Source organism: Acinetobacter sp. KAM396 (assembly GCF_021602765.1).
In the GTDB taxonomy this organism is placed as follows: domain Bacteria; phylum Pseudomonadota; class Gammaproteobacteria; order Pseudomonadales; family Moraxellaceae; genus Acinetobacter; species Acinetobacter towneri_A.
The window spans coordinates 1-18945 of record NZ_BPPH01000009.1; the positions used below are offsets into that span (position 1 = coordinate 1).

Annotated in this window: 16 protein-coding genes; 8 read left to right on the forward strand and 8 right to left on the reverse strand. The window is 40.0% G+C overall.

The window, feature by feature from the left end; all coding sequences use genetic code 11:
• Window positions 1–594: 594 nt before the first annotated feature.
• Window positions 595–1947 (forward strand): glutathione-disulfide reductase, encoded by a 1353-nt coding sequence (gene gorA, locus L6C30_RS06545; RefSeq protein ID WP_236162736.1) that lies wholly within the window; start codon window positions 595–597, stop codon window positions 1945–1947.
• 487 nt (window positions 1948–2434) lie between these two features.
• Window positions 2435–2653, forward strand: a complete 219-nt coding sequence (locus tag L6C30_RS06550) for a hypothetical protein (protein ID WP_236162735.1) — start codon at window positions 2435–2437, stop codon at window positions 2651–2653.
• A 152-nt stretch (window positions 2654–2805) separates the two neighbouring features.
• Here the strand turns inward: L6C30_RS06550 and L6C30_RS06555 are convergent, their stop codons facing one another.
• Together L6C30_RS06555 and L6C30_RS06560 are read right to left on the reverse strand one after the other, a co-directional pair.
• Complete coding sequence (locus L6C30_RS06555; RefSeq protein WP_019837227.1) at window positions 2806–3252, reverse strand: universal stress protein; 447 nt, start codon at window positions 3250–3252, stop codon at window positions 2806–2808.
• A 50-nt stretch (window positions 3253–3302) separates the two neighbouring features.
• Entirely contained in the window at window positions 3303–3752 is a 450-nt protein-coding gene (locus L6C30_RS06560) for a universal stress protein (RefSeq protein ID WP_236162734.1), read from the reverse strand.
• 307 nt (window positions 3753–4059) lie between these two features.
• Between L6C30_RS06560 and L6C30_RS06565 the strand changes: the two genes are divergently transcribed.
• Complete coding sequence (locus L6C30_RS06565; protein ID WP_236162741.1) at window positions 4060–5013, forward strand: alpha/beta hydrolase; 954 nt, start codon at window positions 4060–4062, stop codon at window positions 5011–5013.
• A 71-nt stretch (window positions 5014–5084) separates the two neighbouring features.
• Here the strand turns inward: L6C30_RS06565 and L6C30_RS06570 are convergent, their stop codons facing one another.
• From L6C30_RS06570 to L6C30_RS06585, 4 genes are all read right to left on the reverse strand, one after another.
• Window positions 5085–6254 (reverse strand): benzoate/H(+) symporter BenE family transporter, encoded by a 1170-nt coding sequence (locus L6C30_RS06570; RefSeq protein WP_236162733.1) that lies wholly within the window; start codon window positions 6252–6254, stop codon window positions 5085–5087.
• 80 nt (window positions 6255–6334) lie between these two features.
• Window positions 6335–6991 (reverse strand): leucine efflux protein LeuE, encoded by a 657-nt coding sequence (leuE, locus tag L6C30_RS06575; RefSeq protein WP_236162732.1) that lies wholly within the window; start codon window positions 6989–6991, stop codon window positions 6335–6337.
• A gap of 96 nt (window positions 6992–7087) precedes the next feature.
• Window positions 7088–8074 (reverse strand): transaldolase, encoded by a 987-nt coding sequence (gene tal / locus L6C30_RS06580; protein WP_236162731.1) that lies wholly within the window; start codon window positions 8072–8074, stop codon window positions 7088–7090.
• Window positions 8075–8163: 89 nt separating this feature from the next.
• Window positions 8164–9054, reverse strand: a complete 891-nt coding sequence (locus tag L6C30_RS06585; protein ID WP_236162730.1) for a LysR family transcriptional regulator — start codon at window positions 9052–9054, stop codon at window positions 8164–8166.
• Between the two features lie 107 nt (window positions 9055–9161).
• Here L6C30_RS06585 and aceI point away from each other — a divergent pair, with 107 nt between their 5' ends.
• On the forward strand, window positions 9162–9593 hold the full coding sequence (aceI, locus tag L6C30_RS06590) for a chlorhexidine efflux PACE transporter AceI (RefSeq protein WP_236162729.1): 432 nt from the start codon (window positions 9162–9164) through the stop codon (window positions 9591–9593).
• A gap of 107 nt (window positions 9594–9700) precedes the next feature.
• On the opposite strand, the gene L6C30_RS06595 is transcribed toward aceI, so the two are convergent.
• Window positions 9701–11215, reverse strand: coding sequence for an acetyl-CoA C-acetyltransferase (locus L6C30_RS06595; protein ID WP_236162728.1), 1515 nt, complete (start codon window positions 11213–11215; stop codon window positions 9701–9703).
• Window positions 11216–11459: 244 nt separating this feature from the next.
• On the opposite strand from L6C30_RS06595, the gene L6C30_RS06600 reads away from it, so the two are divergent.
• The 4 genes from L6C30_RS06600 (at window position 11460) to dnaX (ending at window position 17573) form a co-directional block, all read left to right on the forward strand.
• Complete coding sequence (locus tag L6C30_RS06600; RefSeq protein WP_236162727.1) at window positions 11460–12851, forward strand: 3-oxoacyl-ACP reductase; 1392 nt, start codon at window positions 11460–11462, stop codon at window positions 12849–12851.
• Window positions 12852–12991: 140 nt separating this feature from the next.
• Window positions 12992–13846 carry a MaoC/PaaZ C-terminal domain-containing protein gene (locus L6C30_RS06605; protein ID WP_236162726.1) on the forward strand — a complete coding sequence of 285 codons (855 nt, stop codon included), beginning with the start codon at window positions 12992–12994 and terminating at the stop codon, window positions 13844–13846.
• A gap of 89 nt (window positions 13847–13935) precedes the next feature.
• Window positions 13936–15222: a serine hydrolase gene (locus L6C30_RS06610; RefSeq protein ID WP_236162740.1), complete on the forward strand. Its 1287-nt coding sequence runs from the start codon at window positions 13936–13938 to the stop codon at window positions 15220–15222.
• 65 nt (window positions 15223–15287) lie between these two features.
• Window positions 15288–17573 (forward strand): DNA polymerase III subunit gamma/tau, encoded by a 2286-nt coding sequence (gene dnaX, locus L6C30_RS06615; RefSeq protein ID WP_236162725.1) that lies wholly within the window; start codon window positions 15288–15290, stop codon window positions 17571–17573.
• A gap of 119 nt (window positions 17574–17692) precedes the next feature.
• On the opposite strand, the gene L6C30_RS06620 is transcribed toward dnaX, so the two are convergent.
• A complete protein-coding gene (locus L6C30_RS06620; RefSeq protein WP_236162724.1) occupies window positions 17693–18853 on the reverse strand; it encodes an iron-containing alcohol dehydrogenase in 1161 nt (386 codons plus the stop codon).
• Window positions 18854–18945 lie beyond the last annotated feature (92 nt).

Here is an 18945-nt window from a genome sequence, read left to right on the forward strand (position 1 = left end):
AAAATAATCTAGCTTAGTCACAGCGAAGTTGATAATCCTTCCTAGAGTAGGTATTAATTTTGTTTAACTGAGCAAGTAATTTTTCATTAAATGTCGATTTTAGAGTTTACAATTTTTTAGTCCAATCGGCGTTTATCCAAGTTTGTAAATCTGCTCCATATTCTTCACAAATAATATGATTGCCTTCATTTGCAGAATAGTTCTCTAAATCTTGAAGCAAGAATTTGTGCTTTAGTATTGATGGGTGCGAGTTCATACAACATGCTTGGGGCTTGATTGATGTATCGGTTGAGGTGGGGAACAGCCGAAAGTGATTTAGCTACAGATCAGTACGTAAAAAAGCAGCTTTACATTGACCCAAAGATTAAAAAATTAAAGTTTTGTTTTAACGCTTACAAGCATAATATTTAAGAGTATAGTCATTTTTATAACCAGTGAAATGAGTTGAATGACAGTGTCTCGATTTTGTGGAGTTAGTCAGCTCGGCTGACTTGGGAAATGCAGTTTTATGTGTTAGTTTTGATGAAAATCACTTTTTTTCTGCGCTTAATTTATGCAGATGTTTATCAAAAATCACGAAATTTGAGGCATGAAATGGTTAAACATTATGACTATTTGGTAATTGGGGCGGGAAGTGGTGGTATTGCATCGGTCAATCGAGCGGCGCAATATGGAAAAAAATGTGCATTATTTGAAGCTGCAAATTTAGGTGGGACCTGTGTCAATGTGGGGTGTGTGCCTAAAAAAGTGATGTGGTATTCAGCACAAATCGCTGATGCCATTCAAAAATATGGTCCAGATTATGGTTTTAACACTGAATTAAAACTACATGATTGGAATACCTTAATTCAAAATCGTCAAGCTTATATTCAGCGTATCCACTCATCGTATCAATCTGGTTTAGCTAAAAACAAAGTTGATGTGATTCAGGGTTTTGCTCATTTTGTAGATGAAAAAACAGTTCAAGTAAATCAGCAGCAATACACTGCAGATCACATTTTAATAGCGACAGGCACCGAGCCAACACTTCCAGAGATTGAAGGGGCGGAACTAGGTATTGATTCAAACGGTTTTTTTGAATTGCAACAATTACCAAAACGCACGGCAATTGTTGGTTCTGGTTATATTGCTGTAGAGCTGGCTGGAGTTTTAAATGCGTTAGGCTCACAAGTCGGATTGTTTATTCGTAAGCAATTCCCGCTGCGTAGTTTAGATCAATTTTTAGGTGAAACATTACTTGAATGTATGCGAGATGAACATATCCAAGTGCATACTCAAGCCATTCCAAAGAAAGTTACGCGCCAAGCAGATCAGTCTTTGTTATTACACCTTGAAGATGGTTCACAGCACGAGATCGATTGCTTAATTTGGGCGGTTGGACGTAAACCAAATACACAAGCATTGAACTTGGCTGCTGCGAATGTACAGATTGATGAAAAGGGATATATTGTTGTAGATCAATTCCAAAATACCAGCCAAACGGGTATTTATGCGGTGGGCGATATTATTGGAAAAATTGAGCTGACACCAGTTGCTGTTGCCGCAGGACGCAAATTGTCGGAACGCTTATTCAATCACAAACCAAATGAATATTTAGATTATCAAAATGTTGCCACAGTGGTCTTTAGTCATCCGCCTATTGGTACGGTGGGTTTAAGTGAAGCACAAGCTATTGAACAGTTTGGGCAAAATCGGGTTAAAGTCTATCAATCCTCTTTTACCTCAATGTACACCGCTGTAACTCAGCATCGTCAAGTGTCTAAAATGAAATTGGTCTGCGTTGGTGATCAACAGAAAGTCGTGGGCGTGCATGGTATTGGCTATGGCATGGATGAAATTTTGCAAGGTTTCGCAGTCGCAGTCAAAATGGGCGCGACTAAGCAAGACTTTGATAATACTGTTGCCATTCATCCAACTGCTGCAGAAGAATTTGTGACCATGCGCTAATAGATAGCGTGGTCGCTCACAAAGAGTACGGGTAAAAAAACCATACTCTTTTTATTTTTAGAATTTTGTAGATAAAAAAATCAGAAGATAAGCGTCAAACAGATTGTAGTTGCTCTCGTGATTTATTTAGCCTAATAAGAAAACCCACCGAAGTGGGGTTGTGCGATTAAATACCATTACTTATATTTGGGAGATAATCTGACACAAAGCATTATGAGTTGATTAAGAAATTCTACTTTTATTAAGATTATCTTTACAAATTTCTAGCTGGTGCTGCAAAGATTTTAAATCTATGTTATAATGTAACCTGTACAATAAAAATATCTCTATTCTCTCGTAGTTATTCATCATCATGCTGTGCTGCATTTATTTTCTATGTACTGCAAATTAAGTGTGATGCATGTTGTTGTATTAAAAAACTATGCTCAAAATTTAAATTGAGCTTAATTTGTAAGTTATAAATGAATTGGTGTAAATATTGAAAAAAATGCAAACAATGCTTGCGAAAGCAGTGAATGGTCGTGAAATTTTGGTGTCTTTGGTGGCATCAAAGAAAAAGCAAAATACTCGTGATGGTTTTAAATGGGTCGAAGTCGGAAAACATGTGTTATTGGAATGTGGTCAGGAAATTGAACTGAATTTAGATGGTCGCAGTTTTTATACTGATACGCATGAAATGTTCCGTTTACCACATCGTGTCAATTAAGTTTTACTCTGAAATGAATATTCAATTCAGCCAACTGTATGAATATGCAGTTTAGTAAAATTTAAAAGTTTATCCAGAAAAATCCCGTTCACTGGCGAACGGGATTTTTTTTATTTTGTTTTTTACTGGGGCAAAGCACAGTTAGTACTGAATTAAACCTTAACAACCAAAACAGGAACAGGAGATTGAGTCAATACGTTTTGAGCAACGCTACCGAGCATCATCTTTTTCACTCCAGTACGACCATGTGAACCCATAATAATGAGGTCTGCACCAATTTCATTGGCAATTTGTACAATCCCTTCTGAAGCTGCAACACCACGGATAATTTTGGTATCTACCGAAATACCTTCACGGCTAAAAGATTGCTGAATTTCAGCCAAACGATTTTGTGCATTTTGTTCAGCCTGCATGAAATAATCGGTAATTGCAGGGGCAACTTTGTAGAAGTCCACACCTACAAAAGGATCAACTGCAATTACACTCATAATGGTAACAGGGCAATTTAGATCTTTTGCCAATGAAAGTGCTTGTTCGGCTGCAGCATAAGACATAGGCGACTCATCTACTGGAACAAGTAAGTGTTTATAAGTTGTCATGGCAAATCCTTATTTAAAATTTATGATAAAAATATGGTTTAAATTTGTGATTAAGCTTTAACTATAAGCACTGGTAATTCTGTACGGCGCAATACGTCTGTGGCAAAGCTACCCAACAATAATTTTTGGAAACCTTTACGACCATGTGAACCCATCACAATCACATCGGCATTTAATTCTTTCGCAGTTTTGATTACACCTTCAGCAGAAACCAAACCTTCAACCACGTGAGTTTCTGCATTTACACCTACCGCTTGCGCAATTTCATCTGCTTCTTTTAAAGCCTTTTGTGCATTGGCTGTTGCTTGCACAAAGTATTCTTTCATAATGGCAGATGAATAATTATAGTAAAAGTCTGAATCGGTAAATGGGTCTTCCGCAACAAGGCTAATTAGGGTGAGTTTGCTGTTAAATACTTTGGCAATTTCAGCTGCATGTTTGACCGCTGAAAAAGAAATTTGTGAACCATCTACAGGGACTAGAATATTTTGGTACGACATGCGGGTAACTCCAGAAATTATGATTATGCGCCTTACACTTTATTGATAGCATATAGTCTATACAGGTTCAATTTAAAATCTAAAAAAAGATTGATAATTCATTTAATTACCCGCCCAATTTGCTGAAAAAATGATAGGCTGAAGATGATAAAATTGCACAACTCAACGGCAAAGCTATACGATAAAATAAGTTGCTATATTTCATAAATAAACAGACCCAAATGTTTTGAATAACTTGGGTTTGAATTGGGTGTATGAATCTTGAAGGAATTGTGGTTTGAAATTATTTTGGATGTTGCTGTGTTTTATGTTGTTAAGTGCTTGCCAAACCACGCAGCAGAACAGTCGAATCATTGCGAGTGCATTTAATCTCACCACAGGCTTGCAGCAAATAATCATGGATTGGTATGCACCTAAAAACATACAAGTGCAGCATGATATTGTGTATGCAACGCAGCCCAATTTGAGTTTTGACTTGTATCAAGACAGTCAATTGCAAGATTTAGCCGCACGCCCGACAATTGTCTGGATTCATGGTGGTGGCTGGATTGCAGGTTCTAAAGCACATGCGCGTGGCTATTTTAAATTGTTGGCTGCACAGGGCTTTAATGTGATTGCAGTACAATATCAATTTGCCCCGCATGCAACTTATCCTACTCAGTTGCAACAAATTGATCAGGCTTTAAATTACATCACGCAACATGCAGAAAAGTATCAGCTTAATCCACAACAATTATATTTAGCAGGCGATTCAGCAGGGGCGAATTTAGCGAGCCATTATGCTGCATTATTGAGTAATCCAACGTTTGCACAGCAGTCTAATTTACAGCCGACTATTCAGCGCAAACAACTAAAAGGACTGATTTTGCACTGCGGGATTTATGATCTAAAAGCGTTTGTTGAAACTGCGCCAGATGAAATGAATATCGTAGAGTGGGGTGTTTATAATTTGGTGCAGGCTTACACGGGAGATCGGAAACAGGACAGTGAATTTCTGAAGAATATTTCGCCTATTCAACATTTAACGGCAAAATATCCTGCGGTATTTATCAGTGGTGGTAACAAAGACTTTTTAACAGAAACTCAATCTATGCCGATGCTGCATGCATTACAGCAACAGCAAATTCCTGTGACGACAGCATTTTATCCAGATACAAAAGCATGGTTGATTCACGAATATCAATTTTTTATGCACCAAAAAGAAAGCCAGCAAACTTTTGCGAAAACGGTGGAATTTATCAGAAGCACAGCAGCTGAGTAATTTATCGTGTATACAGTAAATCAATACGATGCTTCGGGAAAAGTGTTTTTAACTACTTAAGTTATTTAGCTTTAGCTTTGTTTAAACTTGAAAACAGCCAAAACCAGACAACCAAAAATCAGTCCCCAAAATGCAGAGCCAATACCTAAAAACTGCACCCCAGAAGCACTAAATAAAAAGGTCAATAAAGCGGCTTCACGTTCTGCGACGTGCTGAAAGGCGAGGGCGATGTTGTGTCCAATTGTACCGAGCAGTGCAATTCCTGCCAAAGCCGTAATAAAAACAGCAGGGAATGACATTAGCAAACTGGTGAGTGTTGCTGCAAATATCCCCATCAAAATATAAAATAAACCGCAGCTAATTCCCGCAATATAGCGTTTACTGGCATCGGGATGCGATTGATCATCTAAACTAATAGCAGCACTGATAGATGCGATATTGACACTAAAACATCCAAATGGCGCGAAAATAGCTTGTGCTGTGCCTGTCCAACCAATTAAGTGACGTACATTCGGGTTAAAGCCATAGCTTTTGATCATGGCAAGACCGGGTAAATATTGCGATGCCATATTAATGACAAACAAAGGCAGAGCTAAACCTAAAATGGAAGACCAACTCAATTCAGGTTGCATCCAAATAGGTTGCGCAATACTCCATTGCACACTCGGCATTTGAAATTGTAAGAAGATTGGGCATAATGCGACCCCAATCAATACAGTTAAAACAATGCTATAACGTGGGCTAAATCGTTTTGCCAATACATAGGCTGCCAATAAAGACAAGATAAATGCCCATGCTTCTTGCAGACTGGTAAATAGGGCAATTCCAAATTTAAGTAGCACGCCTGCCAACATGGCGCTGGTTAAACTTTGTGGAATATAAGTCAACACCTTTTCAAAAATACCCAAAAAACCAAGCACTGCTGTGAGTACACCACAAAATAAAAACGCGCCAATTGCTTCGTGCAAGCTATAACCGCTGCCCGTGGCGATAATCAGTGCCAAGCCTGCGGTAGACCATGACGTCGCCACAGGATATTTAAATTTCCAAGATAAAATCAGCCCGCTTAGACCAATACCTAAACCCAGCGCCCAAAACCAAGAGCTGATTTGTTCAGCATTTGCACCTAAAATCTGTGCAGCCTGAATCACTAAAACTGCAGAAACACTAATACCGACCAAGAAGGTAATAAAGCCTGCAAATACTGTCGGCACAGAGAAGTCATTTAAAAGTTTTTGCATGCTTTCTTAGACATATTTTCTATAATTGATGAACAGATCATACACATTTGAACAAATAGTCAAAAGTGTTTTTATACTTTTTATAGCGTTGAGCTTGCCAGTTTAAAGCCAAAACCGCAGAACAAAATACCAATGCTTGCAACGCAAATGGCTGCTATTTTATAACGCTGATTGAAATAACTGGCCAATTTGACTCCTGAAAAAATCAACACAGACAAATAACCCATGCTAATGATTTGTAAGACGATGGCTAAAATAGCAAAGCTCAGCATCGGGTATGGATAATCAGGATTGACGAATTGCACAAAAAAAGACAAATAAAACAAAATTGCTTTGGGGTTAATGACGCTAATCATTAAAGCGGTTCGGTATGGATGAACCCGTTCAGTTTTATTGCTCGTAGCGATTGTATTACCGTGTGAAGTTCTGGCTCTTGGAAACCATGTTTTATAGGCTGCAATCAGTAGTTTAATACCTAAATAGCCTAAATAAAGCGCACCAACCACTTTGAATAAGGTGAATAGCCATGGAAAAGCATGCAGTAATGAGGCTGCCCCTAAAATGGTGCATACAATTAAAATCAGATCACCCGTAAATACACCGAATGCAGCTGCATAACCTGTGCGTATTCCAAAGCGTGAGGCCACTGACATGACATAGAGTGAGTTTGGGCCAGGTAAGAGCACAATTAAGGTGGTACCAATTATAAAAGTGCTGAGGTCACTAATACCAAACACGCAAATTCACCCCATTAAAAACCGATGTTGCAGTATAACAACATCGGTTTTGTGGCTTAGTACAAATTTTGGACTTTTACAAAGCTAGGCAAATGTTTAGACTTTTATCTGCGCATCTAAGCCGAAAGATTGGCGTAATAGGGTAGCAAGTTGCTCACGTGCTTTAATAAAGCCGTCAATACCACCTTGCAACAATTGGAACGCCATCAAATCTGATTCTAGTTGCGCTTTGAATTGTTCTTTTTCAATTGCTGCCAATGGTTTATCCTGAACTTGAATGGCATTGCTTGATAATGCTGCAGCGACTTCTCGTTCATCAGCTTCTAGTTCTGCCAATAAATTTGGTGCAACGGTCAGCAAATCACAACCAGCTAAAGCCAAAACTTGATCAATACTGCGGAAACTCGCGCCCATAATTTCAGTTTGTACTTGGTGCTGTTTATAGAATTGATAAATCTTCTTCACCGAAAGTACACCTGGATCTTTCTCAATAGGGTAGTACATGACATTTTCAGCTTTTTTATACCAATCTAAAATACGACCCACAAATGGTGAAATTAACGTCACTTTGGCATCTGCACAAGCATGTGCCTGATGCAAACCAAACAACAAGGTTAAATTGGTGTGAATACCTTCAGCTTCCAATACTTTAGCCGCTTGAATGCCTTCCCATGTCGAAGCAATCTTAATCAAAATGCGGTCTGAATGAACACCATAAGCCTGGTACAGTGCTAAAAGTTCTTTAGCTTTGGTAATGGTTGCCTCAGTGTCATAAGACAAAGAAGCATCTACTTCAGTTGAAACGCGTCCTTTGATGAGCTTTAGAATTTCTACACCAAATTTGACCGTTAAAATATCAATGCTGCGCTCAATCAATAGATCATTTGTATAACCTTCAGCTTTAGCTTGCTCAAATGCAGCTTCAATCAACGCTTTATTTTCAGGTTGATTGGCTGCAGCAGTAATTAAAGATGGGTTGGTGGTCGCATCCAAAGGACGAAACTTTTCAATCGCAGCTAAGTCGCTACTGTCTGCAACAATTGTGGTTAAGTTTTTTAATTGGTGTAAGGCTGTCTGGGTCATGCGAGATCTAGTTCTTAGGTTAATGCTTATACATTCAGTTATATCACAAACAGCTTTTAACCCAAGTCAAAAGGGGCCGAGTTTATAGATTATTTGCCAGTTTTTCTCAGATTTCGGACGTGATTAATCAAAAAATGAGCAGCAGCACCCAATTGGCTTTCCCGACTCCAGACTAAATCGACAAAATATTCAAATTTCGGTGTGAAGTCGAGCAATTGCAAAATCTTCAATTCGGTTTGCAATTCGGGATATTCATTTAGCATTTCTAAGGGCAGGACACCCCAGCCTAAACCCTGTTTAATCATGCTGCAGGCAGAGTGATGATTGTCGGTACGCCAATACTGTTTAGAGAACAATAATTCAGGTTTAATCTGTTGATCACGGCTGGCCACCACAATTTGCCGACTCTGTGCAATTTGCTCAAAACTCACCTGAGATAGAGCAGCCAATGCGGTGTGTTTGGCCGCAACAGGTACTAAAACTTCGCGCTTTAACTCAACAAATTGTTCACTGCTTTGTAATTGTTCACGTTCAAACATAAAGGCCAAGTCCGCTGCTTGAGTCATGAGTAAATGCAGTGCATCTTCTTGTGGCGCAGAGAAAATATTGATCTGCAATTCAGGAAATTGCTGTTCTAGTAACACAATATAATCTGTCCAGCGAGTGTGTAGTAATTCAGATACCACCACTATATTTAAGTGTGATTCTAGGCCAGAGCTGAGCGCGAAAGCATGCTGTTTCCACTGCTTCATTTCTATGAGCAGTTGTTTACTTTTTTCGTAAAGACTCTGTGCTTGTGGAGTAGGCAGAGGTTCACGTCCAACTCGTTCAAACAGTTTTAGTTCTAAATCAATTTCTAAATTGGCGATGGACATACTAATTGACGAAGGCACTTTACCCAATTGACGTGCAGCTGCAGAAAAAGACCCCGTCTCCATGACGGTGATAAAAATAATCAGCTGATCTTGATTGATATTCATGGCTGAGCATTCGTTTTACTTTTCAATATTATTGATAGATTCTAACTCGAACAGTCAATTAAATGAAAATAAAATAAGCGGTGAAGAATAAGTATTTGAGTTAGCAGATGTTGATTTCCAAAAGAAGATGGGTACATGCTCTGAGTTATGAAGTGATTTTATTGGTCATTATTGCCTTGGTATTAAGTTATATGTTTGAAATGCCAATGCAAGTGACAGGTGGTCTAGGTATTGCAATGGCAGTGACATCGGTGCTTTGGAATATGTTGTTTAATCATTATTTTGAAAAGTTTGAAGCAAAGCACCAATTACACAGAACTTTTAAAATACGTATTTTACATGCAATTGGTTTTGAAGGTGGCTTAATGCTCGCCACTATTCCGATGGTGGCGTATGCCTTAGAAAAATCCTTGATGCAGGCAATTTTGATTGATTTGCTGATGACGCTCAGTATTTTGCTATATACCTTTATTTTTCAATATTGTTATGACCATGTTGAAGCAAAACTGGGGTATGCCCCACAACATTCAGGTAAATAAAACGATAGAAATGAATTAAATGTTTATTGCTATAAAGTATGAGGTATAAAAAAGCCACTTAAATAAATTAAGTGGCTTTTATTCCGATCTAAAATATTTAGGTAGAATTATTTTTCAATAATAGCTGTTACGCCTAGACCGCCTGCCGCACAGATTGATACCAATACGCGACCTGAACCTTTTTGATTCAGAAGTTTCGCAGCAGTGGCAAGAATACGTCCACCAGTTGCTGCAAATGGGTGACCAGCTGCTAAAGATGAACCTTTAACGTTTAATTTACTACGATCAATCGATCCTAAAGGTGCATCTAAACCTAAACGCTCTTTACAGAACTTAGGATCTTCCCATGCTTTTAAGGTCGACAAGACTTGTGAAGCAAACGCTTCGTGAATTTCGTAATAGTCGAAGTCTTGTAATGTTAAACCTGCACGTTCAAGCATACGTGGAACAGCGTATGCAGGTGCCATCAACAAACCTTCCTTTTTACCCACAAAATCAACTGCTGCAGTTTCTTGGAAAGTCAAATATGCCAAGACTTCGTGACCATTGGCTTTTGCCCATTCTTCAGAGGCAAGTAATACGCAAGATGCACCATCGGTTAGTGGAGTCGAGTTACCCGCCGTCATAGTGCGCGCGTCGCCTTTACCAAAAGCAGGTTTTAACTTCGCTAGTTTTTCTACAGTAGAATCTGCACGTAAATTATTGTCACGTTCTAAACCTAAGAATGGCGTGATGAGATCATCAAAGAAACCTTCGTCATAGGCAGCCGCCATTTTTTGGTGAGATGAAGCTGCTAACTCGTCTTGTGCTTCACGAGAGATGCCCCATTCCAACGTAGTAATGGCTTGGTGGTCGCCCATTGATAAACCTGTGCGTGGTTCACCGTTACGTGGCGCATCCATTAAATCTTTAATATTGATTTTGGTTAATGCTTTTAAGCGGTCTTTACCTGTCTTTGCAATATTCAATTCGAGCAATGCTTTACGCAAACCATCACCAAAAGCAATTGGTGCGTCAGAAGTTGTATCTACACCGCCTGCAACACCAACTTCGATTTGACCCAGTGCAATTTTATTCGCAACTAAAAAAGCAGCCTGCAAGCCAGTACCACATGCTTGTTGTATATCGTAAGCAGGTGTTTCAGGAGCAAGGGCAGTATTCAGTACGCACTCACGGGTCATATTGAAGTCGCGGCTGTGTTTGAGTACTGCACCAGCAACCACTTCACCTAAACGTTGACCTTGTAAATTGAAGCGTTCAACCAAACCATTTAATGCTGCTGTAAACATATCTGTATTAGATGCACTAAAGTAAGCACCATTTGAACGTGCGAAAGGAATACGGTTACCACCGATAATAGCAACGCGGCGAACAGTGTTTTGGCTCATAATTTTATCCTGTTGAACAGAGGTATTAGTATTAGATGGTGCTTTTGTTTGCGTTGAAGCAGTTGTTTTAGCACGGCTAGTCGTGCGGGTACGTGTAGTTTTTGTCGTACTCGTGTTGGAACGGGTTGCAGTGTTAGTACTTTTGCTTGTACGTTTAGTACCAGTTGATGTATTTGACACAGAATCCTTTGCAGAATTTTCCACTGCTGGATTTTCTTGAGTTGTTTTGCTCATAAGGCTTTTCCAAGCATGTTAAAGGTCTACTTGATGTGTACATTAGCACAATAGTATGACAGCTGTATTGACTACAATGACATTGCGGAATGCATTCAGGTCAAGACATCTCATAATTAACTCAAGTATGATTTAACACAAACGGGTAACGCTATTGAAATGTGGGTATTTGGCATCAAAATTGATGTTAAAAGATAAGATATCGTGTAATCCATCAAAAATGAATTTATGAGAGATAATAATCATGACTGATCAATATCAAACATTTGCAAAATCTCCTATTGGTAAATTTGTCATTAAAAATTTGGGTTTACCATCCCCAACTTTTTTAGATCGTTTTGAGTCTGCAACACCAGTGGTAAAAGGTGCAGTACTTTTAGGTGCAGCCCCAGCAAGTGATTTGTCTGCATCAATTGCACAAGTTTTAGCTAATGTACATGCCAACAGTTATGCAGGTAACAATGCAGAATTGCAACAAGCTGCGGCAAAAGTGGGCTTAAATTTAGGTGCATTCAATCCAGGCGATAAAGAATCTAAATTTAAAGTGGTGGTGTTTGATGCTTCAGGTATTGAAAACTCTGAACAATTAAAAGCGCTTTATGAGTTCTTTAACCCAATCCCACGCCAAATTCAGGCTTCGGGTCGCGTGGTTGTGGTTGGCACTACACCAGAAACTGCAGGCAGTGTAAAAAAAGCTATAGCACAACGTGCTTTGGAAGGTTTTATTAAATCGGTAGGTAAAGAGTTTAAAAAAGGTATTGCGGCTAACTTAATTTATGTAGATCAAGGTGCCGCAGCAAACTTAGAATCTACGTTACGTTTTGCCATTTCACCACGTTCAGCTTATGTATCAGGTCAGGTGATTCGTGTCTCGAATGCTGCAACTGTAGAGGTAGATTGGGCAAAACCATTGGCAGGTAAAACTGCTGTGGTGACAGGTGCAAGCCGTGGTATTGGTGAAGCTATTGCGCATGTATTGGCACGTGATGGTGCGCACGTGATTTGCCTAGATGTACCGCAACAACAAGCAGATTTAGACCGTGTTGCCGCTGAAATTGGTGGTTCAACCTTAGCAATTGACATTACTGCTGCAGATGCAGGCGAGCAAATTAAAACAGCTGCCGCTGCACAAGGCGGTTTAGACATTATTGTGCATAACGCAGGGATTACACGTGACAAAACTTTGGCAAATATGAAACCAGAGCTTTGGGATTTAGTCATTAACATCAACTTGTCTGCAATTGAGCGTGTCAACGATTACTTATTGGCAAATGATGGTTTAAATGCTAATGGTCGTATTATTTGCGTATCTTCTATTTCAGGTATTGCAGGCAACTTAGGTCAAACCAACTATGCAGCATCCAAAGCAGGTGTGATTGGCGTAGTGAAATTTACCGCCCCTGTGTTAAACAACGGAATCACGATTAATGCGGTTGCACCAGGCTTTATTGAAACGCAAATGACTGCTGCAATTCCTTTTGCCATTCGTGAAGCAGGTCGCCGTATGAACTCTATGAGTCAGGGTGGTTTACCTGTAGATGTTGCGGAAACCATTGCTTACTTTGCTTCATCGGCATCGACAGGTATTAACGGTAACGTGGTACGTGTTTGTGGTCAAAGCTTGTTAGGGGCTTAACCCATTAAAGTCCTCTCCCTTAGGGAGAGGACTTAGGAGAGGGAGATAAGGGGATATATGATTAACCCTCTCTCTAGCTCTCTCCCAGTGGGAGAGAGAACCTCCTTCAATAAATTAGAAAAACTTCTCAAAGGTTCAGTATGAATACTCGCCATTTTAGTCAACTTCCAAAACCCTATTTAGCCTATCCAAAAGTGATTCAGGGCTTAATTTTTAAAAAGCCAAAAGGTGAAAAAGTTCTGCCGCAAGTTGAATATGTGGTGGATTCATTCAAGGTCGATCAAAAGCATTTAAAAGCCTATAACGCAGTGACAGGGTTTAAAAATAACGGCTATATTCCTGCAATTTATTTGGCTGTATTGTCACAAAGTCTGCAAATGCACATGATGACCCAAGAAGCATTTCCATTTGCAATTTTGGGCTTGGTGCATATTCGTAATCAAGTTAAACAAAGCCGTAAAGTTGGATTGAATGAACAACTGACCTTGTCATGCAAATTTGGTGAATTGCAACCACATGATAAAGGCGTACAGTTTGATTTTATTACCACTGTGAAAGTAGGCAATGAGGTGGTGATTGAAGGTTTAACCACGTATTTAGCACGTCAAAAAACCACCACTAAAGCAGCTGCAAAATCTGCAGAAAACAAAGCGCCAAACTATGCCGTTCAAGCTGAATGGGATATTTCTGTAAATACGGGTCGTCGTTATGCCTTAACGTCTGGCGATTTTAACTTAATCCATATCCACGCGATTACTGCAAAAGCATTTGGCTTTAAGCAAGCGATTGCGCACGGCATGTGGAGTAAAGCCAAAGCCTTATCGAGTTTGACTTTGCCAGATGCCTATGAAGCCGATGTCTGGTTTAAGTTACCTATGTATTTGCCATCTAAAGTTGAGTTTTTAACTGGAACGGAAGCTAAAAATACAGACTTTTTAATACGAAACAGTAAAAACCAAAAACCGCACGTGACAGGTGTTGTCACCGCGCTTTAATTCAGTGATCGAAAGCCTAAATCCTTTGGATTTAGGCTTTTTATTTGCGCTAGATGTTTATTAATAATAAAAACGAGATAAACAGGATGATGCGACTTTTAAAGGATTATATTTTTGCTGAAACTGAAAATTATCGTGGATGGGTTGCACCTGAATTTCGTGATTTAGCGATGCAGTTTAGCCGTTTGCAAAATGCACATAGCCAACAGGGCGGTGCAGCTTTAGCGGTGTACTTTCAAGGTCAGAAAGTCGTCGATATTTACACAGGTAAAAAGTCGACAGATGAAGACTGGCAAGCTGATACGTTATCGGTATGTTATTCCACAGGCAAAGGTGTATTAGCGACACTGGCGCATATTTTGGTCAGTCAAAGACTGGTCGATTACGATACTCCCATTTATTTATACTGGCCTGAATTCGCCCAAAATGGCAAAGCAATGATGACCTTAAGGCATGTACTCAGTCATCAAAGTGGTTTATATGACATTCGTAATATCATAGCCGATGCGACTGAAATGGCAGATTGGTCGCATATGCTGAATGTGTTGGCTCAAGCCACGCCTCGTTTTGATGTGGCGAGTGAGGCGGCATATCAACCTTTAACCTTTGGTTGGTTGGTCGGTGGGATTTTAGAAAAAGCGACGGGCCAAACATTGGCTAAATTGATGCAGCAATACTTGGTTGAACCTTTGGCTTTGGATGGGGCGTATTTTGGTGTGCCTGCATCTGAGCTTTCCCGTGTCGCACGACCATTTAAAACTGCTGTGACATCAGTGCAAACAGATGCATCACCCACAAATAAACAGCCAGCTAAATTTCAAAACCAAGCTAAATCGGGCAAACGTCCTGTGTCAATATTCGATAAAGTCATTGCATGGAGTGGGCAAAATCCGCAAGACTTTCAGGATGGCATGATTCCCAAAGGTATGAAAAATTTTAGTTTTTTTAGCGATACAGGTTTACAAGCCGTAATTCCTGCGGCTAATGGTGTATTTACTGCACAAAGTTTGGCACGTATTTATGCCATGTTATCGCAGGGTGGATCATGGCAAGGTCGGCAATTGATTCAGCCTGAAGTTTTTCAGCAATTAAGCCAAGTGCAATATGTGAAGCGTGATCGGGTCATGCCTATCCCGATGCATTGGCGATTGGGCTATCACCGCGTATTAAGTTTGGGTAAACGCTCACAAGGTTTTGGACACATGGGTTTTAATGGTTCAGGCGCGTGGTGTGACCCTGACCGACAACTCAGTTTTGCCTATACCCATAATTTTGCTGCAGGTTCTTTAATTGGTGATTATCGACTTTGGGGACTGAGTCAGGAAGCCATTCGCTGTGCAGATCGGCAATTGCAAGGGCGTAAAGGCTGGTTTTAGGCGTGATTGTGCGTTCACTCTTTGCCAAAAAAACAGTATGCTTAGACCTGTAAAAAGGAGCATTCATGTATCAGGTACTTGCGCGTAAATATCGTCCTCGTAATTTTAATGAATTGGTGGGACAAAACCATGTATCACGGGCATTGACCAGTGCTTTGGAACGTGGGCGTTTACACCATGCTTATCTTTTTACGGGAACACGTGGTGTAGGTAAAACCACCATTGCACGTATTTTAGCCAAATGCCTGAACTGTGAAACAGGCGTGACATCTACTCCGTGCGAAGTGTGTCCGACCTGTACCGCGGTGAATGAAGGCCGTTTTATTGATTTAATCGAAATTGATGCGGCATCACGTACCAAAGTTGAAGACACGCGTGAGTTGCTTGATAACGTACCTTATGCACCGACTCAGGGACGTTTTAAGGTCTATCTGATTGACGAAGTGCACATGCTGTCTACGCATTCCTTCAATGCTTTGCTAAAAACTTTGGAAGAACCGCCTGAGCATGTGAAGTTTCTGTTTGCGACCACAGACCCACAAAAACTCCCTATTACTGTGATTTCTCGCTGTTTGCAATTTACTTTGCGTCCATTGCAGGTCGATGAAATTACCAGTCATTTAACCGATATTTTAGCCAAAGAACAGATTGTTGCAGAGCAAGATGCGATTTGGCAGATTGCTGAATCTGCGCAAGGTTCTTTGCGTGATGCGATGTCTTTGACAGACCAAGCTATTGCTTATGGTCAGGGTGAAATTCATCATCAAGATGTGAAAGACATGCTAGGTCTAATTGACCGCACCATTATCTATGATTTGATTTTAGCGATTCATCAAAACCAACAGCAGCGTGTAAGTCAGCTCTTATTACAATTTAGACAACAAGCTTTAGATGTTTCTTTGGTGTTGGATCAGTTAATTTCGACACTGCATGAATTGGCAATCATGCAATATCTACCAGATTTAAACCTGAAATACAGTGCTGAAATTAATCAAAAAATTCAACAGCTTGCGGGTCTGATCTCTGCACAAGATTTACAACTTTATTATCAAATTTCCTGTAAAGGACGCGCCGATTTACAAATTGCCGTGACCCAAGAACAAGGCTTTGAAATGTGCGTACTGCGTTTACTTGCATTTCGACCTTTGCAAGCCAATGAAGTGATGGTTGCTGCACCACAAAACACGGTGCAAACAACGACTGCCCAGCCAGTTGCCCAAATGGAGCAAGCTCAACAAGTTACGGCAACTTCAAATACAATGCAAACAGAACAGCAAGTGACTGCATTGGATGCTGTTGCAACACCCGATTTTCAATCTGAGTATGCAGTTGTGCCTGATCTTGATGGATTTGACTGTGAAGATGAGGATTATTCAGATCACACCACGGCACAGACCAATGTTACAGAACCTTCTTCAGATGATTTTTTAGATGAAGATGAGCCTGAAGCTTTAACGCATCAAGACCAACAGACGATTCAAGCGCAACAAACGACTCAGGAAGCGCTTCATTCAACAGCTGCGCTTTCACCAGAATCTATGTCAGAACCTGCAGTGAATGAAGAAACTGCAATGCAAGCAGAGGATACACAATCTGAATCTATCGTGTTTGATCCAAATGCAGAAGCGCAATTGTTTGGTTTAGATGATAATACTGCATTGGCAAGCACTGCGTCTGATGTGCACAGTCATGATGAATTTTTGCTAGAAAGTTTTGATGCCGTTGCACCGTTAGGTGATCTTGCTGCATCAGCCGAAACATTGCCTGTTTCATCTACACTACAATTGAATGATGCTTCATCGTTAGTTACGCCAAATGCAAATGATGCAGAAAGCGCTTTATTTGATTTAGCAGCAGCTGAAGTCGAACCAAGTGTTGCTAGTGTGACAGCGCAACAGCAGCAAACCACAGCATCCAATGCCGATGATCAATTAATGCCGCAGGATATTCTGCGTCTACAACCCCAAGTTTTAGAAGGTGAGTGGACTTTAGACAAGTGGGAATATTGGTTTAGACAAAGCGAGTTGTCGCCTGCCGTGCAAGAATTAGCGCAGCATGGTGTGATGATGGGGCAGATTAATGCTGAATCAGTTTTTCATATTCCTGAGCAATATCAGCAGTTATTGACTCAACTGCAACATGCTTTAGAAAGTGCTTTAAAAGAACAGTGGAGTAAAACGCTGTTTAAAGTGCAATATGAAAATGTGGATGAGACAACGCCATATATTTTGCAGCAACAGCGCAAACAACGAGCTTACCAATGTGCTGAAAATTTGCTGCATCAAGAACCGATTGTGAAAGATATTTTGCAAAATTTTGATGGTGAATTACATAACATTCAGTTGAAATAAGTCTGTTTTCAGATTTTATTGACGAAACTTTTAGGTTGAATTAAACCAGTCTTATTCTATTAAGCACAAGCTGAATCTGTGGTTTATAAATTTAAATACAGCAAGTTAAGTACAAAAAGTTAAGCATAAATGGCTTGGTAAATCTTTAAAGCATCCTGCATTTGCATTACTCTTGAGTTATTTTGCAGTAAACGGCTTTGTAGCATCGCGTCTTCTGCCAGTTGTGGTAGCATATTTTCTGCTATGCCTAGTGCATTAAGTTTTAACACCAAGCCACTTTGATCTAAATGATTTTGTAAATGATCAATAAACAAATCACATAATCCATTTGTGCAGCCTTTGCTGCGTGGGTCTAAGCAACACATCAATTCTGCATAATACTGTTTGGCAGCAGGTGCATTGAATTTTAAAACTTCGGTCAGTACCAATGCATTACTATGCCCATGTGAAATATGGAAATGTCCACCTAAAGGATAGGCAAGTGCATGCACCGCAGCCACAGGAGCATTGGCAAAGGCTTGTCCTGCCAACATTGAGCCAAATAGCATGTTTTGACGTGCTTGCATATTGCTGCCATCTTCAAGCACCAATTTCAAGTTTTGATCCAATAAACGCAGTGCCTGTTTTGCCAGTAAGTCTGAATAAGCATTTTTTTTTATTTTGGAGGTATAGGCTTCAATGGCATGTACCATCGCATCAATTCCTGTGGTTGCAGTAATCTGTGCAGGTAGTTTGCGGGTAAAATTGGCATCTAAAATAGCAACATCGGCATATAAAACAGGCGAGACAATGCCAGTTTTACTGGTCGCACCTGTGGTGACAATCGAAATAGGTGTCACTTCAGAACCTGTGCCCGCAGTGGTAGGTACTAAAATTAAAGGCAAACGTGGTGCTTGAGCATTGCCCACACCATATAAGTCTGACAGTTGTTGGTGTTGTTCAGGATGACTCACTACAGCAATGATCTTGGCAACATCCATAGCGCTGCCACCGCCAAACCCTAAAACCACGTCAATTTTTTGCTGCTTGGCAAAGGCAACCGCATCTAAAACAATCTGTTCTGCGGGGTCTGCTTGTACATTGGCGTAAATTGCATAATCCAGTTGAAGTTGTTCCAAAATCTCTAAAATAGGCAGATGCAATTGTTGCTGTAAAATCCCAGCATCGGTAACCAATAATAGGCGTTGGTAAGGCTTTGCTTTTAAAATATTGTATAGCTCAGAAATTGAGCCAAGTCCTGAAATAATGTTGCCAACGGTTTGAAATTGAAAATTTTGCATACGCTTATCCTTATTATTTATACCTAATTCAACATTATTGTGCAGTCACGATATAGGATTCATATCATAAATAACTTAACATAAGACTCTTA